Genomic DNA, 25,299 nt, shown 5'->3' with positions numbered 1-25,299 from the left:
GGACGGACGGCGAGCGTGCCCCCGCGGACCTTCCGGCCGAGGTCAGAAGGGCGGTCCGAGCTCGCCGCGAAGGCCGCGTTCCAGCCGCTGGAGCGCGAGCTGGTCGCCCTGCTCCTCGCCCGGGCTGGGCTGGCCACCCGGGGCTAGCTGTCCGCTCAACGTTCGGCGCTGGGGAGGGGCAAGCCAGTGCGGCGGTCCGTCCAGAATGCCGGGTCCATGCAGGAGCAGATCGGCGCCCGGAAGATGGCCGTCTTGGAGGCCGGGGACCTGCACCGTTCTGGCGCGGATCAGGTGCCGAGGGTCTTTCCGTCGGTGTGTGCCCACATCCCACGGCGCATCGGGCAGAGTCATCCGCCGCGTTCCCCAGAACGTTTCGACGTCCAACACGCCGTCCTCGGACAGTTCGAGGGTCAAGAGGCCCCACGACTTCAGCCGGTGGCAGCGCTTGCAGAGGCTCACCAGATTATCGAGGCGCGTGTGCCCGCCGTGCTGGTATTCGATGACGTGGTCCGGCTCGCAATCGCTGGCCCGCCGGCTACAGCCGGGGATCCGGCAAGTTCTATCCCGCAACGCAATCGCGCGTCTGAGCGCGGCGGGAGGCTGGTAGACCCGCGGCTCGCAGTGGGTCACGGCACCGGTCCACGGGTCCGTGATGATGCGCGTCCACGAGCTGGCCTGCGGAAGGAGGGCCCGCAGATCGGTCAGGCTGACTGAGCCGAACCGTTCCGCTTCCGCTGTGCCGGACGCCGTGAAGAGTCCGGCGATGACCCCCAACGCCTCGGGGTCCATCCCCGCAGCTGCCGAAACTCCGCCCCCTGAAAAGTTCTCCGACGGTGCCTCACCCGCACGCCCTTCGCCTGGCAGGCTGACACCCAGGCCGAGCAGCAAGGGTGCCGGAACGGTGACGGTGATATGGGGTTTCACGTTCGCCAGGCCCGCGGCCTCGGGTCCGGAGAGGAGCATGTCGACGAGTGCATCGGCGCGGATCTGCGCCAGAGTGCGCGACTCATCCCGGGCACCGGCCCACGCGGATGCGCTGTGCGCAGCGAAGAGATCCACCGGCCGGTCCAAGTTCTCCGCGGCCGGGTGCTTGATGGCCCGCGCGTACTCCGTGAGCCGGCGCTCGATGGCCTCGGCCGCGGTGGTGGGGAGGTAGGCGGTCAGGTAGGACATGCCGTCCTCGGCCTCGTGAACTCCCACGGAGCGGCCGGCCCGCGCGTTCTGGTGCCGGGACTCGAAAGCCGCCGGAAGGTCCTGCTCGAGGCGCCGCCGCCCCTGCCGGCGCACCTGGCCCGGCGTCTTCCCCGAGCACGCCCGCAGCGTGTCACGGCCGAAGCGTCGACGGCGCTCACTGCATTCACGATCCGCTTGGCGAAGCGCCCGCTCATGCGCTTCATCGGCGGCCGGGTCCTTTGTTTCGGGAGCTGGAACGTCCGTGGGTTCGATTCGCAAGCTCAGATCCACGATTTCCTGAATATGCCGGACGCCGGCCTCGCCTCGCGCGAGGACTTCCAACAACTCGGGCGCATCGAGTACCGCCGCACGGGCCCGGTGAACCTCGTGTGCGGCCGTCATGCGTGCGATACCCCGAAGTGAAGCCACCTCTTGGGCAAGGACCTCCTGCGCGGCGTGCGTTGGCAAGGACCCTGCGCTGACCGAGGCCGCCATCCCCGGCGAGGACGCAGCCACGTCTGCCAAGTGGGGAGCAAGCGCGGCCTCCGTCGCCTCGCCAAGGCGCATCACACCGACATAAAACAGGGCCTCAGCAAACGAACGGAGCCGCTCAGCGAACTCCACCACCTCACGCCCCGACGCACCCGACGCTATGGTCCGGACGGCCGCGATGCCCGCCGGACGATCAGCGGTGCCCTCGGCCGGAGCCGAGGCGGCCACGGGGGCGACGCCCACCACATGACTGCCCAGCTGAAACCGCGGCATCGAATCTTGGTGCATGCCTTAAGTTTAGAACATACTTTCGAATTCCTAAAGGTCTTGTGTGGATAAAATCGAAGATCAGTACTTATCCACACGCGGGAGATGTTGCCATTGCGAGCACCCTGCGCCCGGTGAAGACTGACCTCGTGACCAAGATCGATTTCAAGAAGACCATCGACGCCTACCGGGCGCCCCGCGGGAGGTTTGAACGCCTCGAGGTTCCCGCGATGCGGTACCTCATGCTGGACGGCCATGGGGACCCCAACACCTCGCCGCTGTACGCGGCATCGCTGGCCGCACTGTACCCGACCGGCTACGCCGTGAAATTTGCCAGCAAAGAGGAGTTGGGACGGGATTACGTGGTCCCTCCCCTAGAGGGCCTGTGGTGGGCGGACAGCATGGACTCCTTTACCACTGCACGGGACAAGTCCGCGTGGAAGTGGACCCTGCTGCTCATGGTGCCAGAGTGGATAGATCACGACCTCGTGAACGCGGCCGCGGCGCGCGCCCGGACGCGCGCCGCCGCGAAACGGGGGATGGTCCAAGCCGCGCTGGAGCGCATGGGCGAGATCAGGCTGGAGACCCTCACGGAAGGAGACTGCGTGCAAACGCTCCACGTGGGCCCGTACGACGACGAAGCGGCCACATTGGCGCGCCTGCACCACGAATTCATCCCGGACCAGGGCCTGCGCATGACGGGGCGCCACCACGAGGTTTACCTCTCCGATCCCCGCCGGGTCCCTCCAGAACGGCTCCGCACCATCTTGCGCCAACCGGTCACACACCAGCACTGAATGTGACCGCAGGCACGCCAGCGCATAGGGTAGAGCCACCGAGTGGCACGGGGTGCCCCCCGCGAGGGGCTGAGAGAACACCCGCACACACCTGATCTAGTTCGTACTAGCGGAGGGATGTCGCTTCATGGATTCCATGACGCCTACCGTTCCCGCGCGCCAACGCGCCGGAACCCCCAATATTCTGTCCATCGCCGGCTCCGATCCGTCCGGCGGCGCCGGCATTCAGGCCGACCTCAAATCGATCGCCGCGTGCGGCGGCTACGGGATGGCCGCGCTCACCGCGCTGACCGCGCAAAACACCCGTGGCGTCTTAGCGGTGCACACACCGCCGGCCGAGTTCCTCACTCACCAGCTCGACGCCCTGACAGCCGATGTGCGCATCGACGCCGTGAAGATCGGCATGCTGCCGGACGCGGCCACCATCGCCGCCGTCTCGGCCTGGCTGCGCGCCAATCCGTGCCCCGCCGTCGTCCTCGATCCCGTCATGGTGGCCTCTAGCGGCGATCGCCTCACCGAAGACGACGCTGTCGCCGCCCTCCGGACGCTACTGCCCGTTGCGGCCGTGATCACCCCCAACCTGCCGGAGCTGGCCGTCCTGCTGGGCGAGGACACCGCCACCACGTGGGACGCCGCGCTGGATCAAGCCCGTCGCCTCGCCGCGGAACACGGCACGCTAGTGCTCGCCAAGGGTGGACACCTGCCCGAAGGAGATGGCGCGGGCGGGTGCCCGGATGCTCTGGTGGGCCCGGACGGCGTCGTGCTTGAACTGTCCGGCGAGCGCGTCGAAACCGCGAATACGCATGGGACGGGATGCTCCTTCTCCTCGGCGCTCGCCACGCTGTATGCCCGCCACGGCGACTGGGCCGGCGCGCTGCAGCTCGCCAAGCGCTGGCTGACCGGTGCGCTGCGCGCTGCGGATGACCTCACGGTCGGCGGTGGGCGCGGGCCGGTCCATCACCTGGGGCAGCTCTGGTCCGGCGAGTCCCTACCGGACCCGCGCGCCGAGCTGGACCACTGGTGGGAGCTCATCGGCCAGCTGCGGGCGGACATTGACGACGTGTGGTTTGTCCGGCAGCTCGCCGATGGAACGCTGGACCGGGCCGACTTTGAGCACTACCTGGCCCAAGACTCGATCTACCTCACCACGTATTCCAAGGCCCTGGCCCGGGCCGCGCAGCTGGCACCGACCCTTGACGAGCAGGAATTCTGGGCCAACAGCGCCCACGAGTGCCTCGCCGTCGAGATGGAGCTCCATCAGAGCCGGCTGGCAGACGGCGGCAACCCGACCGCCGACGCCATCTCTCCCGAGACCCGGTCCTACCTCAACCACCTGCTGGCGGCCACGGCCACCGGCTCCTACGCCCAGATCGCCGCCGCCGTGCTGCCCTGCTATTGGCTCTATCAGGACATCGGCACACGCTTGGCCGCAGCGCATCACCCCGACCACCCGTACGCGGACTGGTTAGGGATGTACTCCTCCCCCGAGTTCGACGCCGCCACACGCCGGGCCATCGACATCACCCAGCGCGCGGCCCGGCAAGCCACGGAGGACGAACGCGAGGCCATGCTCGACGCCTTCTTGGAGTCCGCTCGGCAGGAAATGGCGTTCTTCGCCCAACGGCGAACTGCGGCCGCGGAGCTTAAGCTGGGCGTGTGATCAGATACACCCTGAAGCAGCTGCAGTACTTCATTGCGATTGCCGACGCGGGCTCGCTCTCCGGAGCGGCGGTGACCTGTCACATCTCCCAAGCCGCGATCTCGCAAGCCCTCTCCGAGCTGGAGCGGGAGGTCGGCGCTCAACTGGTGGTGCGTCATCGCGCACGCGGGGTGGTGCTGACAGCGATGGGCCAGCGGTTCCTGCAGGATGCCCGGTCACTGATCCGCCATGCCGAGGATGTCCAAACGTCGGCGAGCGAGCGGCAGAACGAGCTGAGTGGCCCGCTCGTCATTGGGTGCTACACCAGCCTGTCCGCCTTCTGGCTTCCCGTGATCGGCGAGCGCTTCATCCGCCCCCACCCCGGGCTGGACGTCGAGATCATTGAAGGAGACGGCGCCGCGCTGCAGAAGCGGATGCTGGACGGGTACATCGACGCCGTGCTCACGCACACCCGCCACCTCTTGCCAGACGTCGAATCAACGCAGATCATGACGGGCCGCCCCTACGTGCTGGTGGCGGCAGAGCACCCCCTAGCCAACCGCGGCAGCGTGAAGCTGAGCGATTTGGCCGAGGAAGACTTTGTGCAGCTCGACCTCCCGACGGTTCGCGACAACCAGCTGGTGAACCTGCGCATGTCCGGCCTCGATCCGCAGGTGAAGTGGAAATCCAGCAGCTTCGAGGCGGTACGCGGGATGGTGGCTCGCGGGCTCGGCTACACCGTCTTGGTCCAACGCCCACCAGTGAATGTGAGCTACGACGGGCTGCCCCTCGCCGTGGTGGAGATCGAGGGAGAGGTGGGCCACAGCGACATCTGCGTGGCCACCTCGCCGGCGCACCGCCAGAGTCATCGCCTCTCGGCGTTTATCGATTTCTGCGTGGCCACCGGGGCCGAGAAGGAACGCAACGCGGCGCCGGCCACCCCGAGGTGACCGGCGCCGCGGAGGGCTCTACTGCCGCATATCTGCCGCGTTCAGGTCCTGATCCTTACCCTCGCGGATGCCGCGCATCGCCACCGCGGCCACCAAGAACGTGCCGATCCAGACGACGCCGGCCAGCCAGAGCTTGCCACCGGCCGCGATGACGAGGGCGCTGACGATCATCGGCGTGAAACCGGCGCCGATCGTCGAGGACAGCTGGTAGACCAGCGACGCTCCGGTGTACCGAATCCGCGTCGGGAACAGTTCCGCGGTGAAGGCACCGAAGGGGCCGAAGATGAACGCCTGGATCAATCCATTCGCGAGGAACAGGGCGATCATGAAGATCCACACTTCACCTAGCTCGAGGCCCCACATGATGGGCAGCGCCAAGACGGCTCCCGCCACGATCCCGATCATCATGACCGGGCGGCGGCCAATGCGGTCCGAATACCGCGCCGCGATCCACACGCCGATGACGGTCAACGTGGCGCCCAAGGCCTTGATGAGGAGCACGGAAGTCCGGTCCATGCCCGCGCTGTCCACGACGTAGGAGATCGCCCAAACGGTCATCACACCCTGCACCGTGTAGGAGCTCATCCCCACCAGGGTGCCCAGCACCACGGACTTCGGGTAGCGCGTCAGCACCTCGGACAGCGGCAGCTTCTTTTCCTCGGCCTTGTCCTCGAGGGCCAAGAAGAGAGGAGATTCGGCCACCTTAAGGCGGATCAGCAGGCCCACGCCAATGAGGACGATGCTGAGCAGGAAAGGAATGCGCCAGCCCCAGGAGAGGAACTGCTCGGACGGCAGCACGGAGAAGGCGGAAACGGCCAGCGTGGCCAGCACGGCACCGGCCGGCCCGCCCATGTTGGCGAAGCTCGCGGCGAATCCGCGGCGCTCCTTGGGGGCGTGCTCGAGCGCCATCAGCATGGCGCCACCCCATTCGCCGCCGACCGCGAGGCCCTGAATGAGGCGCAGCAGAATGAGAATCACCGGTGCCGCCATGCCGATCTGCGCGGTGGTCGGCAGGAGCCCGATCAACGTCGTCGCAATGCCCATCATCAGCATGGAGGTGATCAGGACGCCCTTGCGGCCCAGCTTGTCGCCAAAGTGGCCGAACACGATTCCGCCGAGCGGTCGGGCCAAGTAGCCCACGGCCAGGGTGGCAAAGGAGGCGAAGATCGCCACCGCCGGATCAAGATCGGTGAAGTAGACCTGCCCAAAAACCAGCGAGGCGGCCGTCGCGTAGAGAATGAAGTCGTAGAACTCGATCGCGCTGCCAATGAAGGAAGACGCGAGGATTCGCCGCATTTCTGGCGAGTTGAGGCTAGGCACCTTCAACTCTGGCGATGCCGTGGTGGTTGAACTCATCGTGTAGCTGCCATTTCTGTGGTGGTGAGGTCCCGCGCCTCGTTGCGCGAGGAACCGAAGTAGATGGTGTCGAGGTCATGAGGAACGAGGTAGGTGCCGGAGAAGCCGGCCCCGTGGGACAGCCAGACCTCGAGCGGAGTGGTGCCCGGCACGAGGTGATGCAGCGCCAGCGTGCCGGCCTCGGCCCGCTCGGCGAGCGCGATGGCCTGCGCCGGGGATGTGTGGGACTTGCGGTGGTGATCCATGGACGCCCGGGCGGCCTCGGTGTTGATCCCTCCATAGCTGCGCTCGACCCAGTCGAAGTCGATGGCCTCGTGCAGCAGCACGTCGGTGCCGCGGGCGAGCCGCACCAGGTTCTCGCACGGGGCCGTGTCCCCGGAGATCGTCACCGAGCCCTCGGCCGTGTCGAACCGGAAGGCGAAGGCCGGAGCGATCGGCGGGTGCTCCACGAGCGTGGCCGTCACCGTGACGTTCTCATCCCGATACACCTCGAAGGGTTCGAGGTTCGCCGGCGTCGGGTTCTCATTCGGGTGATAGCCCGACGCAGCGGGAATCTCGATATCCGATGCGATGAAGCGATCCATTGGTGACGGGCGCAATGCATCGATGATGCGGTCGTTCAGGTCCGTCGCGTGAGCGTGCATCAGCCGCTCGAACATTTCCGCCGTCCCGGGCGTCGGGGACGCGGGGTTCAGCGGCTCCGGTGGCGTCTGGGCGCGCGGCGAGGCCGGCGGCAAGGCGCCGCGGTTGCCGGGGCCAATGATGCGGATCGGCTCCTGGTCTTCTGCCACCGAGAACAGGCCGAAGACGGCCAAGCTGGCCAGATCAATGGTGTGATCCGAGTGCAAGTGGGTCAGGAAGATCCCGCGTAAGTCGCCGACGTCGTAACCCGCCTTCATGAGCTGGTTGCCCACGCCCGTTCCCGCATCGACGAGGTAGACGGCGCTCCCGACGACGACGGCGGTGGCGATGCCAGCGCGTTGACCGGCATTCTCTCCCGTCCACCAGCGCGGGCCGCCGGCCGTGCCGAGCGTGACCACGTGCGGTCTGGCGTCTTGGTGCATGAGGACTCTCCAATTCAACAGCGAACAAGTGATGCGTTGCTTAAAATCGTTACCCACGCCACAACACGTGTAAAACTGTTTTTTTCTGGATATAAAGCAGGTTTTTCTTTATATAGGCGCCTCCCCGACCGCCGGGCGCGCCATGCAGCGCGTGCCGACGCACCGCCAGGCCGGCCCTGAGCCACATGAAATACAGGCAAAAAATGAGCGCCACAGCTGTTGTCGACCCGCGGTGTTCTATACATTGAGGCATGGAACGGGGCAGTTCCGATTCACGTCAACGCAGGGGAGACGACCATGTCAGATCAGAATCAGCCGCCACAGCCGCCGCAAGGCCAGCCGGGCCCCTACGGACAACAGCCGCAGGGCGGCCCCGCCCCGCAGCAGCCGCAAGGACAGCCGGGTCCGTACGGCCAGCCGCCGCAGGGCCCGCCTCCCGGATCCCAGCCGCACCAGCAGCCCTCTCCGGGCGGACCGCACGGCGTCACATCGCCTGACGCCAAGGGATTCTTCGGCGCCCTCTTCGACCTGAGCTTCACCAGCTTCGTCACGATCTCCTTCGCCAAGCTCATCTACGTGATGATCATGGTGGTCCTCGTGATGTCGTGGATCTTCTTCATCATCGCCGGATTCGCCACGGACGTCTGGGCCGGATTCGCCGTCCTATTGCTGGGCTGGGTCCCGATTCTGCTCTACCTGATCCTGGCCCGCGTGACCCTGGAGTTCTACATCGCCATGGTCCGCACCTCGCAGAACACCGCCGCCACCAAGGTTGAGGTGGAGAACTTGCGCGGCGAACTGCGCCGCTAGGTTCGCGCAGTTCACCGCTCGCGGCACCCTGAGGCGGGCCCCACGCTGTGAAAGCGTGGGGCCCGCTGCCGTGTTCGGGCGCGCTAGAATCTAACCGGCCCGGCGCGTTCCCGCCGCCACGCGGCGCACCCCGGAGCCGCCCCTCGCACCCCCTTTTGGAAGGCCACCATGAGCAACCGCTTTGGCTTCGGCTGGCGCCTGCACGGCGACGGCAAGACCATTCGCCCGGGCACCGTCGTCGCACCCGATGAACGGCTGAGCTGGGCCCACACGGCCGGCATCGGCGTCCAACACGTGATGGCCATGTTCGGCGCCACGGTACTGGTACCCGCGATCACGGGCTTCCCGGCTACCACCACCCTGCTCTTTTCCGGCCTCGGCACGCTGCTATTCCTCATCATCACGGCCGGGCGCGTGCCCAGCTACCTGGGCTCATCCTTCGCCTTCCTCGCGCCCGTGGGCGCCGCCACCAGCCAACACGGCATGGCCGGCGCACTCGGCGGCATTCTCATCACGGGCGTGGCCCTCTTTGTGGTCGGCGTCATCGTCCAAAGGGCCGGGACCGAGTGGATTCACCGGCTCATGCCACCGGCCGTCATGGGCACCATCGTGGCGCTCATCGGCTTGAACCTGGCTGGCACCACGCTGACACCCATGCAGGAAGTGCCAGTGACGACCTTCGCGACCGTCGGTGCCATCGTCGTCTCCGCGGTGCTGTTCAAGGGATTGCTGGGCCGGCTGTCCATCCTGGTGGGCATCGTGGTGGGCTACGTCGTCGCTCTCGTGCAGGGAGAAGTGGACTACTCCCCCGTCGGCGAGGCCAGCTGGGTCGGTGCGCCGACCTTCACGGCCCCAGCCTTCCATCTGGACGTCATGCTGGTGTTTCTGCCGGTGGTGTTCGTGCTCATCGCCGAGAACATCGGCCACGTCAAGACGGTGGGCCTGATGACCCGCCGCGACCTCGACGGCGTCTACGGCCGCGCGCTCATGGCCGACGGCGCCGCGACGGTGCTCGCGGGCGCAGGAGGCGGGTCGGGTACGACGACGTACGCGGAAAATATTGGCGTCATGGCCTCGTCCCGCGTGTACTCCACCGCCGCCTACTGGGTGGCCGGCGCAGTCGCCATCCTGCTCGCCTTCTCCCCCAAGGTCGGCGCCGTCATCAACACCATTCCGGCCGGTGTCACGGGCGGCGCGGGGATCATCCTCTACGGCATGATCGGCATGATTGGCGCCCGCCTGTGGGTCCAGAATCGCGTGGACTTTTCCAACCCGATCAACCTCATGACCGCCGGCGCGGGCCTGATTATCGCCATCGCCATGGGGTCCAGCGCCCTCATGATCGGCGATGTGCAGCTCGGCGGCATCGCCGTCGGCACGATCGCCACGCTCGTGATTTTCCACGCGATGACCCTCATCGCGCGCGCCCGGGGCACGGAGCCGGTGACGAGCGAAGACACTGAAGCGGCGGAAACGAGCAAGCTCGGATAAAGCGGGCCGCGCGGCTGCTTTAATCGACAGTGGCGCTCGGCCCGGCACTGGGTGGGGCGCGCTGGGCGGGACACGTCCCGCCCCACACCACGGTCAGCCAGGGGAGGACACGTCAGTGGTTCAGCAAAGCAAGGTATCCCGCAGCGCGCGTTTGGCCGGTGTGGTGGTCATGGCCACCAGCACCGTCCTCGCGCTGGCGGTTCTGGGCATCATCTTGTGGGAGGACCCGCACCCGGACTGGGAGCCGCGGGCGGGCAGCCTCTTCGGGATTGACATCCTGTACGATCCCAGCGCGCCGACACTCGGACTGATCGTGCTCTCCGCGGTGATCGCGTGCCTTGCGGCCGCCGCCGTCGTCATCCACGAGGCCCGCGTGGCCGCGCGGCATCGGCGCACCGCCCCGGAGGTCCTCAAGCGCCCCTTGGCGCCGCGGCGCATCATGGAGGCCACGCGCGGCGAGTTCGCTGGAGAGGTCACGATCACGGCGCTCATCCCCGCCCACAACGAGGCGCAAAATCTGGGCGCCACCCTCGAATCCCTCCGCCAGCAGACTGCGGCTCCCGACCGCATCATTGTGGTCGCGGACAACTGCACGGATGAGACGGTGCCGATCGCCCGAGCGGCCGGCGTCGAAGTCTTTGAAACGAAAGACAACGTGCACAAGAAGGGCGGCGGCCTCAACCAGGCTCTCGCCGGCATCCTGCCGACGCTCGGCGCCAACGACACGCTGCTGATCATGGATGCCGATACCCGCTTTGCCGATACTCGCTTCCTCGCCACAGCGCGCCAGCGCTTCACCAGTGACCGCGCGCTCATGGCCGTCGGAGGACTGTTCCGCGGCGAACCGGGCAACGGCCTGTTGGGCCAGTTCCAGCGCAATGAGTTCGCCCGCTACTCGCGGGAGATCAAGCGCCGCCGCGGCCGCGTCTTCGTGCTCACCGGCACCGCCAGCGTCTTCCGCGCCACCGCCCTGCGCGAGGTCGCGGCGTCGCGTGGCGGCCTCCTGCCCGGCCACCACGGCGAGGTGTATGACACGGTGGCGCTGACCGAGGACAACGAGATCACGCTGGCCATCAAGACCCTCGGCGGCCTCACCACGTCCCCTAACGAGTGCGGAGTGGTCACCGAAATCATGCCCACGTGGCGGGCGCTGTGGAAACAGCGCCTGCGGTGGCAACGCGGCGCGTTGGAAAACCTGGGACAGTACGGCCTGACGTCGACGACGGCGCGCTACTGGTCCCAGCAGATCGGAATTTCCTACTCCGTGATCGCGCTGACGGCCTACTTTGTGCTCATCATCATCATGATGCTGGCCCTCACCGAGTGGATCTGGTTCACGTTCTGGATCACGGTCGGCATCATCTTCATGCTGGAGCGCGTCATCACGGTCTGGTCCGGCGGCTGGAAGGCGCGGCTCTTGGCGGTGTTCGTCATTCCGGAGCTCCTCTATGACTTGTACTGCAACATCATCTTCGTCAAGGGCGTTCTCGACATGACGTTCGCTAAAGAAGCGACGTGGTCCCACCACGAGCAGGGGCCGCGCCGCAATCGAGTCGCCGGAGGTCAGGCATGAACACCGCACCCGTGCTGATGGGCCTGCTGTTGCCCGAGGCCATCCTGCACACGCACTGGTTCTCCGTGCTGGCCGCATTCGTGGCGCTGAACACCGTGATCTACGTGTGCCTGTCCCTGTTCAAGATGTTCCCGGCGCCCCGCTGGTCCCGCCGCGGCGGGCGAGACCGCCGCAGCGAAACGCGGTCCATCTACCCGGACGACCCGATTTAGGCGTCGCGAGTACTGGGGCCACGGCCCGCCGCGCGGGCCCGCTTCTGCTCATACATCTGCTCATCCGCGCGGCCCAGCGCGTCCTCAAACGTCTCGTGCTCATGACGGTTGGCGTACCCGTAGCTGAACGCCACGGGCGACGTCGAGCGCACGCGGTCAAGGAGCGCGGGCGCCGCCTCCTCCGTCACATACGGCAGGATGACCACAAACTCATCGCCGCCAATGCGTCCAATCACATCGATGTCACGGGTCAAGGACACCAGGTGATCCGCCAGCTCGCGCAGCGCCTGATCGCCAGCTTGGTGACCGGCCGTGTCATTGATTTCCTTGAACTTATCCGCATCGATCATCACCACGCAGTACCGGCCCTGAGAGGCGGAGGATTCGTGGGAGAGGAACTTGCCGGCCCGATAGACCCCGTGGCGATTGAGCACACCGGTCACCGGGTCACGCTCCACGCGGCGGCGCTGGTGGGAGAGCATGTAGTGGCTCACGGCGGTGGCGCACGTGGTGAAAATGACGAACGTCAGCAGGCTGTGGGTCACGGGAATCGGGTCACCGCGCAGGAGGGAGGGGACGATGGCGACCCCCAGCGTGGCTCCGACCGTGCAGTAGATCACCACGCGGGCCAGCACCGGACGGTAGAACCACACGAGGTAGAACGCTGCGTAAGGGAACTCGTACAGCGCGGCGATCGAAGCACCATTGTCCGGATCCATGGCCACGCGGCCGACCAAGACGACGGCGATAGAGACGACGGACGCAAAGCCCACCCACCGGGGAAACCGATCCGCATCGAGCGCGATCCACACCAGCAGGCCGACGCCCACGGTCAACCGGGTCAGGGTCAAGATCTGGGCCAACAAGTCCACCGGCTGGTCGGACAACAGCAGGCGCAACACGGCGTTGAGGCACAGAGCCGCTGCGAGCGCGCTGGTGACCGCTGGATACGGAAGCTGGCCCAGGGTGAAGTGCCCCCAGAACGGTGTGCTCGATCTCTTCATACGTGTTCCCCGACACTCATGGACGTAGTTCTTTCCGGTGATCGGGGCACGTGACATGCTGCCCGCCCCCATTCCCCTAGAGACGAGATTCTCCCGTTCATGACGCGAGGCTCATTAAACACGCTGGCGTGCAATGATTCCACCTGTCAGAGCGGCGGTGACGCGGCTAAACTTAACGAGTGACACGTCACTTTGACGGCGCTCAGGCCACGATTCCGGCCACGATCGTCTTCCAACCCATCATGAACCTACGCCTGAATCGGGTCGTGGGTTATGAGGCGTTGGCGCGCTTCGCGGATGGGCGCTCGCCCTTGGCATGGCTGGGCGAAGCGCGCGCTGAGGGCCGGCTTACGGACCTCGAACTCTCGCTGATTGCGCGCACAGTGGACGTCTCCCCTCTCGTTCCCGATGGCATGTTTTTGACCGTCAATGCCTCCGGTGCCACGATGCGGCGCATGGCCCACGACGGCATCGATTTGCCGGACCGCCTGCACTGGGGCATCGAACTAAGCGAGGCCTCCGCGGACGACGAAACGTACCGGTCCCGCGAGTACGCCGATCACTTGGGATGCCTGTTGCTGATAGACGACGCCGGCACGGGGTGTTCCACGGTGGAGCGCGTCCGCTCGCTGCGCCCCGAGTACGTCAAACTGGACCGCTCCCTGATCGCCGGGCAAGTGCCCTCCTCCCCGTGCGCCGCGGAGATCGAAGCGTTCATCGCAGAGGCCGCCGCCGTCGGTGCCCAAACCGTGGCGGAAGGCATCGAGACGGAGGACGAGGAAGAGTTTGTCCGCTCGGCGGGCATCACTCTGGCCCAGGGCTTCCGCTACGGCCGGCCCGCCACGCCGTGGCGCTGATCGCGACTAGGCTGGGACGGTGGCTGATTGGAATCGGGAATGGCAGAGCGCGGCGTGGCGCAGCGACGCCGACGCATGGATCGACGTCGTTCTTCAGGCGTATGACCTGACGCAGACCGGCGAGCCACAGCAAACCACGGACGCTATTTTTTCCACGCAACTCGCCGTCCCCACCGATCACGGCACGCTCTTTTTCAAGGCCAACAACCCGGGCCAGCACGCGGAAGTCTCGGTGACCGCGACTGCGGCCAACCTCGTTCCCGATCAGCTCATCATGCCCCTGGCCATCGAGCCACGCCGCGGCTGGATGATCACCCCGGATTACGGCCGCACGCTCACGGAGCTGCCCACCACGGACTACAAGCTCTGGGCACGCATGCTGCGGGATTTTGCCGCGGTACAGCAGGAGTTGGCCACCTTTGGGGACACGCTGTTCGATGCGGGGCTCTTGCACCTCGACCCGGCGTGGCTGCCGCACTACATCGACGAGCAGTTGATGCTTCACGCCTCGATGCCCGCCGAGCACCCGCTGCACCTGCCGGCCCGCGACGCCGAATACCTCGACCGGCATCTGGGCGAGGTCAAGGGCATGTGCGAGTTCCTCGCCGCCGGGCCGGTCCCCCTCTCCCTAGAGCACAACGACCTGCACCGGGGAAATGCCTTTGTCCCCTCCAGCCCGGACGAGCCGCTGCGGTTCATGGACCTCGGCGACGCCTACTGGGCGCACCCGTTTGCGTCTCTCGCGACGCCGGTCCGGGTCATGTGCGAGGAACTGGGCACCACCACCAGCGACTCCCGCATCCGCAGCGTGATCTCCACCTACTTAGAGCAATGGTCCGAGTACGGCACCGTGGAGGAACTCTGGGAGTATGTGGAACCCGCCCTGCGCGCCGGGAAACTGCAGCAGCACGCCATGGCCATGCGCGTGCTCAGCGGAGCGGATGAGGAGGACCTCGTCCGGCACGCCGAGCTGGCCCTGCGCCCCCTCGCCGAACTCGCCATCCCCGTCCTAGAGGGCTAGCCTCGCCTCCCGCGGCGGGCCCGGGGTCATCAGCGGCCGGACGAACGCCACGGACGCGCCCGGGAAGACGCAGCGGAACGATCTAGCGCGTGGCCGGCGGCCAGATGCCGCGGGCCAAGTACACCCGGGTGAGCGTCTCGGCGTCGTCCGTCATGATGGCGTCCACGCCGCGGTCCAGCAGTTGATGCATGCGCCGGGGGTCGTTGATGACCCAGGCGTGGACCTCGAGGCCGGCGGCGTGGGCGCGACGCACGAACCCGCGGGTGATCACCGGCAGGGGACCCTGCCGCACCGGCACCTGCAACGCGTGCAGTCGACGCAACTGCGGCAGCAGGAGTTTCCACGGCTGGAAGGGGCCCGCGCTGATCCATCCCAGCGCGGTGAAGGCGGCGATGAGGCTCGCGCCGCCGGTCACGCGGACCGCCGGCATGCCGCGCTGCGCCACGTACCGGGTGAAACGACGGCGCCGCTGGTCGGAGAAGGACGCCACCACCACGCGGTGGTGTGCCTGATGCTCCGCCAAGGCCTCAGCCACCAGTGGCACGGCCGCGTCATCCTTGAGGTCCACGTTGATGTTCAGGTCGTCGAACTCGGCCAGCAACTCACCGAACGTGGGGATCTTCCCCTGCTTGGCCACGCGTAGGGTCGCGATCTGCTCGTACGTCAGTTCGCTGACCCGGCCGAAGCCCTCGGTCAGCCGATCCACATGCTCGTCGTGAAAGACCACCAAGACGCCGTCGGCCGTGGTCCGCACGTCCGTCTCCACGTGCCGAAACCCGTGCAAGACGGCGGCGCCGAAAGCCGCGAGCGTGTTCTCTGCTCCGCTCGGCGAGTAGCCCCGGTGCGCGTAGGCCTTGATCTTCTGCGTCGCCTTCTGGCCTGTCATGGGGTCCTCGCTTCCCGCACGGTCCGCTCGCCAGCCGTGGCGGCGAGAAGATGTTCGATCATTTCTGCCACGCCGTCGTCCTCCAGCGTGCCGGTCACGGCCGCGGCCGCCTCCTTCGCGAGCCGGTGCCCGGAGCCCATGGCGCAACCCCAACCGGCCCAGGACAGCATCTCCAAGTCATTGGGCATGTCTCCAAACGCCACCACCTCGCGGCGCCCCACGCCGAGGCCCGCCGCGTAGCGCTCCAACGCCACCGCCTTGTTCACGTCGCGGCGGGACATCTCCAGCAGGGCCACCCCCGGCGCTGAGTGGGTGACGGAGACGAGCTCCTGTACCCGCGGATACACCGCGGCGCGGAACGCGTCCGACGTCGTCGTGTTGAGTTTGGCCAGCAGCTTCACCGTGCCCTCGGACTCCAGCCGGTCGAGGGGCAGCTCGGCGGGCACCACGCCGTCCAACAGCGCCGTTTCCGCCGGGTCGACGAACCCCGGTTCCAGATAGAGTCCGCCCGCCGTCTCGGCGGCGAACCGGGTTTCGGGCTCGACGGCGAGGACGCGGGCGCGGACCTCTTCCACTGTGGCGGCATCGAGGGTGCGGGACTCCAGAATGCGCTCGGCCTCGAGGTCATAGACCAGCGCGCCATTGGAGCAAATCACGGTGCCGAGGTGGCCAAAGGCCTGCTGTACGGGGGTGAGCCAGCGGAAGGGCCGGCCGGTCACAAACACGATCTCGATCCCGGCCGCGCGCGCGGCATGAAACGCGGCGACGGTGCGTGCGCTGATCGAGTTGTCCGGGTGCAGAATGGTCCCGTCGATGTCACTGGCGATCAGCCGGATCTGCTCCGGCGGCGTCGCTGCCGCCCCCCGTGCGGCCACTACCGGACCTCGTGCCGGAAGGGCGGGTTGGCTCCAGAGCGGGAGACGGTCACGGCCGCGGCCCGCACCGCGAAGTCGACGATCTGCTCCAGCGCCTCGGTGGTCAGCTGCCGCAGCTGCTCCCGCTTGGACGCGCCGATCAGCTCGCGGTCCGCGATCCCGGAGATGAGCGCGGCCATGAAGGTGTCTCCGGAGCCGACGTTGTCCGCCACCTCCACCACGCGGGAGGGCACCGTGACCTCGCCGGCAGCCACAAAGCCGGAGGCGCCACGCGACCCGTGCGTCACGGTCACCACGGCCGGCCCCATCTCACGCCACGCCCGCGCCGAATCGGCCACGCTGCGGCGAGGGTAGAGCCAGTCAAGATCGTTGTCGGACGTGCGTACGACGTCGGAGAGTTTCACGAACCGCTCGGCCTGCGCCACGGCCTCAGCGTGATTGCTGACGAAGGTGGGCCGGATGTTCGGGTCATAGGTGATGGTGGCGTGCGGGTGGGCGGTTTCCACGGCGCGCAGCACCGTGGTGGCGCCGGGTTCGACGACGCACGCGATGGACCCGGTGTGCACCAATTGCGCGTCCTTCAGCGCCGATTCGAAGGCGCTGATCTCCGGGAGCTTCCAAGAGAAGTCGAAATCGTAGGTGGCGGTGCCGGCCGGATCGAGGGTGCCGCGCGCCGTGCTGGTGGGAAGCTCGTCGGGGCCGAGGGCCTCCCGCACGGAGTTGGCGGTGAGGTAGTCGCGGATCTTGTTGCCCGGGCCGTCGTCGCCGTAGCGGCTGACAAAGGTCACGGGGTGGCCCAAGCGGGCCAGCGCGACGGAGACGTTGAGCGGGCTGCCACCGACGTAGGTTTTCGGCGCGCTAATGCCACCTGAGAGCACATCGACAAGCCCCTCACCCATGACTGTCAGCACGTTGCCATCCCTTTGATTGACTGCGCCTCAAATATACAGAATCGCGGCGGATCACCGGCCCTGTTTCGCGTGAAACGCCTCCTCCAGCCGCTCCAGCTCCTTGAGGCAGGTCCCCCACGCCTTGGACTCCACGTCCACCACGGACAGGTGATCTCCCGGGATCATGCGGAAACGTGGCGAGGCGCCGGCGGCGGCCTCCGCCTCGCAATAGGAGTGGGCGAGGGAGACGGGAACGGAGTCGTCGTGCTCCGGGTGGAGGACGACGACGTCGACAGGCGCCGGGGCCAGCCGCGCCGGGTCCGCGTGCCGCCAGTCCTCGGGCCGCTCCTGGGGCGTGGAACCCATGAGCAGCTCGGCGGCGCCGTGACTCAGCTCCAGCTCGTGCGCCATGTGCAGGTCCAGCACGCCGGCTTGACTCACGACGCCGTCGAGGTGGACGACGGGGTCCGCGCCGACGGAGCCGGAGGCGAAGTTGCCTCGGTGCGCGGCCCAGACGGCAAGGGTGCCGCCGGCCGAGTGTCCCAACCCAAAGATCGGCAGTTCAAAATATGCCTCTGGGAGAATTTTTTTGATGTGATCAATGCCCGCCGCAACATCATCGAACGTGGCGGTCCAGCCGCCCTCATCCTCCGGGTCCTCGGATTCGGTGCGGCGGTACTCCAGGTTCACGGCGGCCCAGCCGTGCCGTGCCAGATCCGCGGCGAGCGGGAGCCCCAACTCGGCGTCGTACTTGGCCCGCCAATAGCCGCCATGGATCACGACGACGACGCCGCGGGCGTGCCCGTCCGGCAGGACGACCTCCACGAACTGGCTCGGCAGGTCGCCGTAGTGATTCAGCGTATATGCGGTTTCAGGAATGTTCTGCTGCGCGGTGGACATCGCTTACCTCCCGGGGAAGTGTGCGGATTCTTTGGCTAGGAATGCATCCCGTCCCACACGCGAATCCTCGGTCGTGAAGGCGGATCGGAAACTTTCAGCCTCGGTGGCCAGCCCGTCAGAGACGGGCAAGGGTGCGACGGCGTTCATGGTCGCCTTGGCATTGGCGACGGCGGTCGGGGCCTGGGCGGCGATCTCGGCGACAGTGGCGTCCACGGCCTCGGCGAGCGCGGCGACGTCGTCCACCACACGATTGGCGAGGCCGATGCGCAGCGCCTCCTCAGCGCGGATGCGGCGGCCGGTGAGGATGAGCTCCCGCGCCATGGCCGGGCTGACCCGCTGCTGCAGGCGGACGGAGCCGCCGAAACCGGGGACGAGGCCGAGGGAGACCTCGGGCTGACCGAAGGACGCGTTGGCGCTGGCGTAGATGAAGTCGCACGCGAGCGCGAGCTCGCACCCACCCCCCAGAGCGAACCCGTTGACGGCGGCGATCACGGGCACGGGCAGTGCCTCGAGCCGCTCGGTGACGGCTTGCATGGAGCGGGAGTAGTCGTGGGCCTCGTCGGCGGTCATCGCGGACATTTCACGAATGTCAGCGCCGGCCACGAACGCCTTCTCACCGCCGCCGGTGATGACGACGGCCCGGCACACCCACTCGCCCTCGGGCTGGGCACCCATGGACCGATCAGCGGCCGGCCGGCCGGATGCGGCCCGGTCAAGGGCAGGAAGCGCGGCGGCGAGACGCTCGGTGAGGTCCGCCAGCTCGGCCACCACAGCCTGGGCGAGCGCGTTCATGGCTTTCGGGCGGTCGATCGTCACCCACAGCGCGTCCCCCCGGTGCTCAACGCGCAGGGACTCATACCGCCGGGCGGCCTCACTGATGGATTCACTCACGGGCGCCAACCCCCTTCGCTCGGATGCTCACAGACTCCGCTGTGGCTCGACTCACAACGTTGTGCTCACTGCCAGCTTGCCAGATGGAAGGCCCAGCCCATAGCCGGGGCTCAACGCCGGGGTGGATACTGCCGGAACTTCCGGAACTGGTTAGCCAGCGCTGCCACCACATAGAACCAGCGGCGCGGGTGCCTCTCGCCCCGGTACGCCAGTGGGTTCACACTGGCCCGGGCCTTGAGCAGCGCAGCAGCACGCTGGCCCACCTCCCCCACCAGATGCTGGCGCAGCAGCGCGCTGGGTAGGACCGAGTAGAGCACCTCGGATCGGGAGACGCTGAGGCCTGCGGGCAGGCTCGTGGCTTCGAAGCGGGCGCCCAGCCACTCGCGGACGTAGGCCCGGGCCGGATTGGCCCAATCCCACCCCTGCGTCACGGCGGCCGCTGTCAGGTAGTAATGGTTGCGGCCCAGCCGCGGGTTGAGTTCAAAGAACTTCACGACGCCGTCGCGCGGGTCCAACTTGGCATCAAACATGGCGAACCCGTGCCAGCCGAGGCGCTGAATCAGCGCGCGGCCCTGCTCGATGAAGGTCTCCGCGGCGGCATCCGGGACGCCGGTGACGATCGCCGCCGAGTTCCCGAGGACGATCGGAGCGTGCTCCTCCACCACCACCTCACCGTATGCGGCGTAGCGGGCGGCACCGGTGCGGTCCACGTAGAACGTGGCCAGGCGCATGTTGGAGTCGCCGCCCTCGATGAGCTCCTGGAGAACGATGTTGCCGGTGTAGCCGCTGTTGTCGATGCGGCCGAGCAGGTCCGTGAGCTCGGCGGCGTTGTTCACCGTGTGAACCTTCTGTTTGCCGGCGAACTTCGCGGCGACCCACCCGGAGCTGTCCGAGGGCTTGGCGATGAGCGGAAAGGGCAGGTCAGCGGGGATCTCGCCGGAACCGGCCCGGTACATAGCGGTACGCGGGTGCGGGATGCCGAGTTCGGCGCACAGCGCGTAGAAGTTTTCCTTGAGTGCCGCGGATTCGATGGTGGCGAGGTCCGGGTACGGGATCGTGTAGGCGGGTTCCAACTCGTCCCGGTGCCCCGCGATCAGGGTGACGTGCAGGTCCAGCGAGCCGAAGAGCAGCAGCGGCCGGTCACCCAGCTCGGCGGCCAGACACTGCAGGTGCGCGACGACGTCGTTTTCCTCCATACTGCCGGCGGGACGGACGTCGACGGCGACCGAATGCTCCAGCACCCCGTTGCTGCCGGCGGGGACGGCGACGCTGACGGCGCCGTAGGCCTCGTGGAATTCGCGGGCGAGGGAGTAGGTGCCGATGTCGCCGCCAAGAATGACGGGGACAAACGGCTGAGAATCGGGAACGCGCATGCACCCAATCTATCCGCGAACGGCGGACGGACCGTGCACTTCGGAAGGCTGTCGCTCAGTCGGCGGGAGGGAAAGCCAGATCGAGCAGGACGAGGGGATGCTCGCCGTCGAGGTAAACGGAATCGTAAGCGGCACACAGTGGATCAAAGTGTTCTCGCCCGTGTTCATCAGCGAGAACCGGCCATCCACGCGAACCCATGATCCAGTGCACCCCAAGCGCGCGCTCCACGGCACAGTCGGCCAGAACCACGCCGAGTACCAGCGCTACTTCAGATTCACCGGGCATCGGTGGGCGGTGCTGCCGATAGTGATCGACCAGCACCTTGACTTGCTCCTCTGGAGACTCGGGAAGAAGTTGACCGGAGCCCTGCAGACGATCGTGTGCAATGTTCAATGCCATCTCACGGTCTTCTGCCCTCGGTGCCCGGCTGAAACCGTTCGCAAGAACGTGGTCCCGGTAATCCGTGTTCTCCCGCGGATCGTTCGTGGAGGCGTAGGAAGCCCACCCGATCCCCTCCGGAGTGCCTTCTGCTGGAGCCATGCCTTGAATCTACTACTGCGCCGGGTTGGGCGAGTCGAGGGCGCGGCGGACCTCATCCACGAGGACCTGCATGTGCCGCTCGGCCGCGTGGGAATCGCGGCGCGCGACGGCGTCCGCCACCGCCTCGTGCTCGGCGAGCGCCTCCGGGCGCGGGTGGAACGGCATGAGGCCCTGATGCGTGCGGCCGGTCAGGACCTCGGCGATCACGCCGTCGAGCTGCGCGAACATCGAGTTCCCGCTCGAACGCAGCAGCAGCTGATGGAACTCAATATCGGCGGCCAGGAACTCCTCGAGTTCGCCCGCCTCGCCGAGCCGGCGCAGTTCGCCGGCCAGCTCCTGGAGGCGGTCACGGGCGACGGCGGTGGCCCGGGCCGCCGCGCGCGCGGCGGATAGCGGCTCAACGGCGATGCGTAGCTCCGTGAGCTCGGCAAACTGATCCTCGCGCCCCGGCCCGGACAGTCGCCACCGGATGACGCGGCGGTCGAACTTGTTCCAGCTCTCCGGTGGCTGCACCACGAGGCCGACGCGGCGGCGGGAAATCACCATCCGCAGGGACTCCAGCACGCGCATGCAGTCGCGCATGACGGTGCGGGAGACGCCGAAGCGCGCTTGCAGCGAGTCGAGGGTCAGGCGATCCCCGGGGGCAATCACGCCATCCACGATCTGCTGGCCCAGCTCCTCCAGAATGGGGTTCTGCAGCAGGTCTGCCACGTCGTCGTTCAGCATGGCTCGATCCTATCGACCCGGGGGCGCCTCCCCGCATTCGCTCGGTGTGACGCCCGTGGGCTCCTCACACCTGACTAGTAAAGTGTTACCTTTCACACAAAAAGATGATACCTTTGCGGAACTGCTGTATGAGTCGCGCACCACACGCCGGCCAATGACGTCCACGGGAGAACTTTGCTATGACATCCACCAGCACCTCGACCGCAACGCACGTTGTGGTCATGGGAGTCGCCAGCTCCGGCAAAACCACCCTGGCGGAACTCTTGGCCGACCGGCTGGGCTGGCCGGCCGCCGAAGCCGATGAATTCCACCCTCAGGAGAACATCGACAAGATGACCTCCGGGACGCCTCTCACGGACGAGGACCGGTGGCCGTGGTTGCGCCAGATCCGCGACTGGATGAGTGAGCACACCACCGAGGGAACCATCGTCACCTGCTCCGCCCTGAAGCGCAGCTACCGTGACCTGCTGCGTGAGGCGAGCGGCGACGTCGTCTTCCTCCACGTCAACGGGTCCGAGGACCTGCTAACGGAGCGCATCGCTCAGCGCAGCGGACACTTCATGCCAGCCAGCCTGCTGCCCAGCCAGCTCAGCACGCTCGAGCCGCTCGGGGAAGACGAGCCCGGCGCCGAGATCATCAACGACGGCACGGTGGAGGACCTCCTTGAGTCCGCGCTGGCCGTGCTCCAGACCCGTTCCGCCCCCTCACCTGCATAACAATCAACGGAGATTCTCATGACTATTGACGGATGGACCCAAACCTTGGGTGCAGGACCGTTGCTCGGCATCGCCGCCGCGGCCATCCTGCTGCTGCTCTTCCTCATCATCAAACTGCGCGTCCACGCGTTCGTGGCGCTCATCCTGGTCAGCCTCCTGACCGCCTTCGCCACCGGCATCCCGGCCGGATCCGTGGTGAGTACCCTGACGGACGGCTTCGGCTCCACCCTGGCCGGAGTGGCCCTGTTGGTGGGCCTCGGCGCCATGCTGGGTCGCCTCGTGGAGACCTCCGGCGGCGCCAAGGTCCTCGCCGACACCCTGATCCGCACGTTTGGCGAGAAGCGGGCGCCGTTCGCGCTCGGCGTCGCCTCCCTGCTGTTCGGTTTCCCGATCTTCTTCGACGCCGGCCTGGTAGTCATGCTGCCCGTGGTCTTCGCCGTGGCCCGCCGCTTGGGCGGTTCCGTGCTGCTGTACGGCCTGCCGACGGCCGGTGCGTTCTCCGTCATGCACGTGTTCGTGCCGCCGCACCCGGGACCTGTGGCCGCCGCGACCTTCTTTGAGGCCAACGTTGGCTACGTCCTGCTGATCGGCCTGCTCATCGCCCTGCCCACGTGGTACGTCACGTGCTACCTGTTCGGCAAGTGGGCCGGCAAGAAGTGGGATCTGCCGATCCCCAACATCCTGGGTCAGGCCGACGAGCAGCACGAGGCCAACCCGCCGAAGTTCGGCACCGTGGTTTCCCTGCTCCTCTTGCCGTTGGTGTTGATCTTCCTGAACACCGGCCTGAGCACGCTGGCCTCGGCTGGCGTCCTGTCCGAGTCCGCTGCAGACGCCGGCTGGTTCCAGTTCCTGCTGGCGCTGGGCTCTACCCCGGTGGCCCTGCTCATCACGCTTCTGGTGGCCGTGCTGACCATCGGCACCCGCCGCGGCATGGAAAAGTCCGCCGTCGAGTCCACGCTCGAGGGCGCGCTCGGCCCGGTGGCTTCGGTCATCCTGATCACGGGCGCCGGTGGCATGTTCGGTGGCGTGCTGCGCACCTCCGGCATCGGTGACGCGCTGGAGGAATCCCTCACGGGCCTCGGCATCCCGCTGATCTTGGCGGGCTTCCTGATCTCGACGATCATCCGCGTCGCCCAGGGCTCCGCCACGGTGGCGCTGACGACGACGGCCGGCCTGCTCAGCTCCGCCGTCCTCGCCGCGGACTTCAACGAGCTGCAGCTGGCCTCCATGGTGATCGCGGTGGCTGCAGGCTCGGTCATCGCGTCCCACGTGAACGACTCCGGCTTCTGGCTGGTGGGCCGCTTCTTCGACATGGACGTCAAGACCACCCTGAAGACCTGGACGGTCCTCGAGTCGCTGATCGCCATCATGGCGTTCGCCCTCGCGGCCGTGATCTTCCTGCTGGCCTCGATCGGCTAACCAAGCTGTTGGCCCTGATATTGGGCCTGATATCGGCCCGGTGCGGTCAACACGACGCTGGGGCGGTGCCTGTGAAGGCACCGCCCCAGGTGTGTTTAAGGGAAGCCACGGCCGACTGTGGCCGCGCCCTGGTCAGTATGGGTGATCTGTTGGCGTCATCAACATGGGTGGACCGCGGTGGGATCTGTTCACCCAGAACGACGACGGCGCCGTTACGTCCCGCGGGTCTCCACGGTTTTCGGGGCGGACCAGTTGACCGCCACCACCACGATCCCGGCGACGGCGAGACCAGCAACGATCCAGCTAAACCACTGTCCGCCCAGCGCGAGCGGAATCTGCGTAGCTAGCAGTCCTACGAAGACCACCAGCTGAAGCACCTTGAGCCAGCGCGGCCACGATTTCATCGGATCCCCTTCCCATTACCGCCTCAGCAACCTACCGCGAAGCGATCATTGGACGAAAGAGTGGGGTGCACAGCAAAACACCGCCATTTTTCGTCCACTGGTTGCGCTAGCGGCGCTTGCCCCGCTTCGGCCCGCCCCGTTTGGGTGCGCCACGCCCCTTCGAGCCGGGCTTGGTGCCACCCTTGCTCGCCGGCTTGCCGCCGCGCTTCGCCGCGCCCGCCTTGTCGGCGCTCTGCCGGCGCTTTTGGGCCTTCGCCGCCTCGGCCTGCTCGCGTTCGCGCACGGAGGGCTGCCGCGAGGACGTCGCCTTCCGTCCGCGCACAATTCCCACGAACTCCTCGATCAGCGCCGCCCGCTTGCTCTCCGGCGACTCCGGATCGGCGAGCGCGGCCTCCAGCTCCGCGTCCCGCAGGTCCGGCCGCAGCCAGGCCAACCCCACCTGGGTGGGCCCACCGTACGACGACGGCAGGTCAGTCACCACGCGGTATTCCACGTCTTTGCGGTGGTACAGGCGCGCCACGGACATCGGCACCACGGCCAGCGCGGCCCCGGTGGCCACGACCTCGATCGCCATCTTCGCCCTGCCGGCCTCCGGAGGGTAGTCGGCGAGGTCGAGGAAGGACTCCTCGGCGATCTCCGCGAACGGCACCTCGTCGTCGTACGCCGCCACGATGTGCTCGCTGGACGCGCACACCACCGGCAGCTCGGTGTAGAGCGGGATGCAGTGCAGGGTGTCCGACGCCGGCGATTGCCCCTCCGGGAACCGGACGAACACCAGGTCCGCGTACTGCGGATCCTCCTGGGGCAACGCCAATAGCGGCACCGGATCTCCGCTGTCGTACAGGACCGCGTCCAATCGCTCGGTGAGACGCTCGGCCCACCGGTCCAACCACTTGCCGGGCGTCACGCCCGGAACGTACGCGATGCGCAGGTCGGCGGGCGCCTGCTGTTCGTCTTCAGCCACGCACACAG

Annotated in this window: 25 protein-coding genes and 1 riboswitch; of the genes, 11 read left to right on the top strand and 14 right to left on the bottom strand. The window is 67.2% G+C overall.

Annotation, left to right across the window (positions count from 1 at the left end):
* Window positions 1-42: 42 nt before the first annotated feature.
* Entirely contained in the window at window positions 43-1,953 is a 1,911-nt protein-coding gene (locus IW252_RS07705) for an HNH endonuclease signature motif containing protein (protein ID WP_196836019.1), read from the bottom strand.
* Between the two features lie 128 nt (window positions 1,954-2,081).
* On the opposite strand from IW252_RS07705, the gene IW252_RS07700 reads away from it, so the two are divergent.
* The 3 genes from IW252_RS07700 to IW252_RS07690 all read left to right on the top strand — a co-directional run bounded on the left by IW252_RS07700 (window position 2,082) and on the right by IW252_RS07690 (window position 5,318).
* Window positions 2,082-2,729: a GyrI-like domain-containing protein gene (locus IW252_RS07700; protein WP_331271485.1), complete on the top strand. Its 648-nt coding sequence runs from the start codon at window positions 2,082-2,084 to the stop codon at window positions 2,727-2,729.
* A gap of 38 nt (window positions 2,730-2,767) precedes the next feature.
* Window positions 2,768-2,864, top strand: a riboswitch (TPP riboswitch).
* Window positions 2,857-4,389: a bifunctional hydroxymethylpyrimidine kinase/phosphomethylpyrimidine kinase gene (thiD, locus tag IW252_RS07695; RefSeq protein WP_231365953.1), complete on the top strand. Its 1,533-nt coding sequence runs from the start codon at window positions 2,857-2,859 to the stop codon at window positions 4,387-4,389. It overlaps the preceding riboswitch by 8 nt.
* A complete protein-coding gene (locus IW252_RS07690) occupies window positions 4,386-5,318 on the top strand; it encodes a LysR family transcriptional regulator (protein WP_196836018.1) in 933 nt (310 codons plus the stop codon). Before thiD ends, IW252_RS07690 begins: the two co-directional genes overlap by 4 nt.
* Window positions 5,319-5,336: 18 nt before the next feature.
* Here the strand turns inward: IW252_RS07690 and IW252_RS07685 are convergent, their stop codons facing one another.
* Both IW252_RS07685 and IW252_RS07680 read right to left on the bottom strand, forming a co-directional pair.
* Entirely contained in the window at window positions 5,337-6,674 is a 1,338-nt protein-coding gene (locus IW252_RS07685) for an MFS transporter (RefSeq protein WP_196836017.1), read from the bottom strand.
* Complete coding sequence (locus IW252_RS07680; RefSeq protein WP_196836016.1) at window positions 6,671-7,738, bottom strand: MBL fold metallo-hydrolase; 1,068 nt, start codon at window positions 7,736-7,738, stop codon at window positions 6,671-6,673. Before IW252_RS07680 ends, IW252_RS07685 begins: the two co-directional genes overlap by 4 nt.
* Before the next feature lie 297 nt (window positions 7,739-8,035).
* On the opposite strand from IW252_RS07680, the gene IW252_RS07675 reads away from it, so the two are divergent.
* From IW252_RS07675 to IW252_RS07660, 4 genes are all read left to right on the top strand, one after another.
* Complete coding sequence (locus IW252_RS07675; RefSeq protein WP_196836015.1) at window positions 8,036-8,548, top strand: DUF4282 domain-containing protein; 513 nt, start codon at window positions 8,036-8,038, stop codon at window positions 8,546-8,548.
* A gap of 168 nt (window positions 8,549-8,716) precedes the next feature.
* Window positions 8,717-10,039 (top strand): uracil-xanthine permease family protein, encoded by a 1,323-nt coding sequence (locus tag IW252_RS07670; protein ID WP_196836014.1) that lies wholly within the window; start codon window positions 8,717-8,719, stop codon window positions 10,037-10,039.
* A gap of 115 nt (window positions 10,040-10,154) precedes the next feature.
* The gene (locus IW252_RS07665) at window positions 10,155-11,612 is read left to right on the top strand and encodes a glycosyltransferase family 2 protein (protein WP_331271484.1); all 1,458 of its coding nucleotides are present in this window, start codon (window positions 10,155-10,157) and stop codon (window positions 11,610-11,612) included.
* Entirely contained in the window at window positions 11,609-11,824 is a 216-nt protein-coding gene (locus tag IW252_RS07660) for a hypothetical protein (protein WP_231365951.1), read from the top strand. The genes IW252_RS07665 and IW252_RS07660 overlap by 4 nt, the downstream gene beginning before the upstream one ends.
* Here the strand turns inward: IW252_RS07660 and IW252_RS07655 are convergent.
* Entirely contained in the window at window positions 11,821-12,828 is a 1,008-nt protein-coding gene (locus IW252_RS07655) for a GGDEF domain-containing protein (RefSeq protein WP_196836013.1), read from the bottom strand. The two genes, IW252_RS07660 and IW252_RS07655, sit on opposite strands and share 4 nt — an antisense overlap.
* A 179-nt stretch (window positions 12,829-13,007) precedes the next feature.
* On the opposite strand from IW252_RS07655, the gene IW252_RS07650 reads away from it, so the two are divergent.
* Both IW252_RS07650 and IW252_RS13540 read left to right on the top strand, forming a co-directional pair.
* Window positions 13,008-13,685: an EAL domain-containing protein gene (locus tag IW252_RS07650; protein WP_196836012.1), complete on the top strand. Its 678-nt coding sequence runs from the start codon at window positions 13,008-13,010 to the stop codon at window positions 13,683-13,685.
* Window positions 13,686-13,704: 19 nt separating this feature from the next.
* Window positions 13,705-14,706, top strand: coding sequence for a phosphotransferase (locus IW252_RS13540; protein WP_196836011.1), 1,002 nt, complete (start codon window positions 13,705-13,707; stop codon window positions 14,704-14,706).
* 82 nt (window positions 14,707-14,788) lie between these two features.
* Here the strand turns inward: IW252_RS13540 and IW252_RS07640 are convergent, their stop codons facing one another.
* From IW252_RS07640 to IW252_RS07605, 8 genes are all read right to left on the bottom strand, one after another.
* Window positions 14,789-15,592 carry a glycerophosphodiester phosphodiesterase family protein gene (locus IW252_RS07640; RefSeq protein WP_196836010.1) on the bottom strand — a complete coding sequence of 268 codons (804 nt, stop codon included), beginning with the start codon at window positions 15,590-15,592 and terminating at the stop codon, window positions 14,789-14,791.
* Window positions 15,589-16,467 (bottom strand): HAD family hydrolase, encoded by an 879-nt coding sequence (locus IW252_RS07635; RefSeq protein WP_331271483.1) that lies wholly within the window; start codon window positions 16,465-16,467, stop codon window positions 15,589-15,591. Before IW252_RS07635 ends, IW252_RS07640 begins: the two co-directional genes overlap by 4 nt.
* Entirely contained in the window at window positions 16,467-17,378 is a 912-nt protein-coding gene (locus IW252_RS07630) for a carbohydrate kinase family protein (protein ID WP_331271482.1), read from the bottom strand. The genes IW252_RS07635 and IW252_RS07630 overlap by 1 nt, the downstream gene beginning before the upstream one ends.
* 51 nt (window positions 17,379-17,429) lie before the next feature.
* A complete protein-coding gene (locus IW252_RS07625; RefSeq protein ID WP_196836009.1) occupies window positions 17,430-18,257 on the bottom strand; it encodes an alpha/beta hydrolase family protein in 828 nt (275 codons plus the stop codon).
* 3 nt (window positions 18,258-18,260) lie between these two features.
* Window positions 18,261-19,148, bottom strand: coding sequence for an enoyl-CoA hydratase/isomerase family protein (locus IW252_RS07620; RefSeq protein WP_331271481.1), 888 nt, complete (start codon window positions 19,146-19,148; stop codon window positions 18,261-18,263).
* A 110-nt stretch (window positions 19,149-19,258) separates the two neighbouring features.
* Window positions 19,259-20,521, bottom strand: a complete 1,263-nt coding sequence (locus IW252_RS07615; RefSeq protein WP_196836008.1) for a carboxylate--amine ligase — start codon at window positions 20,519-20,521, stop codon at window positions 19,259-19,261.
* A gap of 55 nt (window positions 20,522-20,576) precedes the next feature.
* A complete protein-coding gene (locus IW252_RS07610; RefSeq protein WP_196836007.1) occupies window positions 20,577-21,062 on the bottom strand; it encodes a hypothetical protein in 486 nt (161 codons plus the stop codon).
* 12 nt (window positions 21,063-21,074) lie between these two features.
* Window positions 21,075-21,788: a FadR/GntR family transcriptional regulator gene (locus tag IW252_RS07605; protein ID WP_196836006.1), complete on the bottom strand. Its 714-nt coding sequence runs from the start codon at window positions 21,786-21,788 to the stop codon at window positions 21,075-21,077.
* Window positions 21,789-21,967: 179 nt separating this feature from the next.
* Here IW252_RS07605 and IW252_RS07600 point away from each other — a divergent pair, with 179 nt between their 5' ends.
* Both IW252_RS07600 and IW252_RS07595 read left to right on the top strand, forming a co-directional pair.
* Complete coding sequence (locus IW252_RS07600; RefSeq protein WP_196836005.1) at window positions 21,968-22,504, top strand: gluconokinase; 537 nt, start codon at window positions 21,968-21,970, stop codon at window positions 22,502-22,504.
* 18 nt (window positions 22,505-22,522) lie between these two features.
* Complete coding sequence (locus IW252_RS07595) at window positions 22,523-23,923, top strand: GntP family permease (protein ID WP_196836004.1); 1,401 nt, start codon at window positions 22,523-22,525, stop codon at window positions 23,921-23,923.
* Between the two features lie 212 nt (window positions 23,924-24,135).
* Here the strand turns inward: IW252_RS07595 and IW252_RS07590 are convergent, their stop codons facing one another.
* Both IW252_RS07590 and IW252_RS07585 read right to left on the bottom strand, forming a co-directional pair.
* The gene (locus IW252_RS07590; protein WP_196836003.1) at window positions 24,136-24,327 is read right to left on the bottom strand and encodes a hypothetical protein; all 192 of its coding nucleotides are present in this window, start codon (window positions 24,325-24,327) and stop codon (window positions 24,136-24,138) included.
* A gap of 106 nt (window positions 24,328-24,433) precedes the next feature.
* Complete coding sequence (locus tag IW252_RS07585; RefSeq protein ID WP_331271480.1) at window positions 24,434-25,291, bottom strand: LysR family transcriptional regulator substrate-binding protein; 858 nt, start codon at window positions 25,289-25,291, stop codon at window positions 24,434-24,436.
* Window positions 25,292-25,299 lie beyond the last annotated feature (8 nt).

It is taken from the genome of Zhihengliuella flava (genome assembly GCF_015751895.1).
GTDB classification, from domain to species: domain Bacteria; phylum Actinomycetota; class Actinomycetes; order Actinomycetales; family Micrococcaceae; genus Zhihengliuella; species Zhihengliuella flava.
Note: the sequence above shows the minus strand (reverse complement) of the source record. Positions and strands in the feature narration are given on the sequence as shown.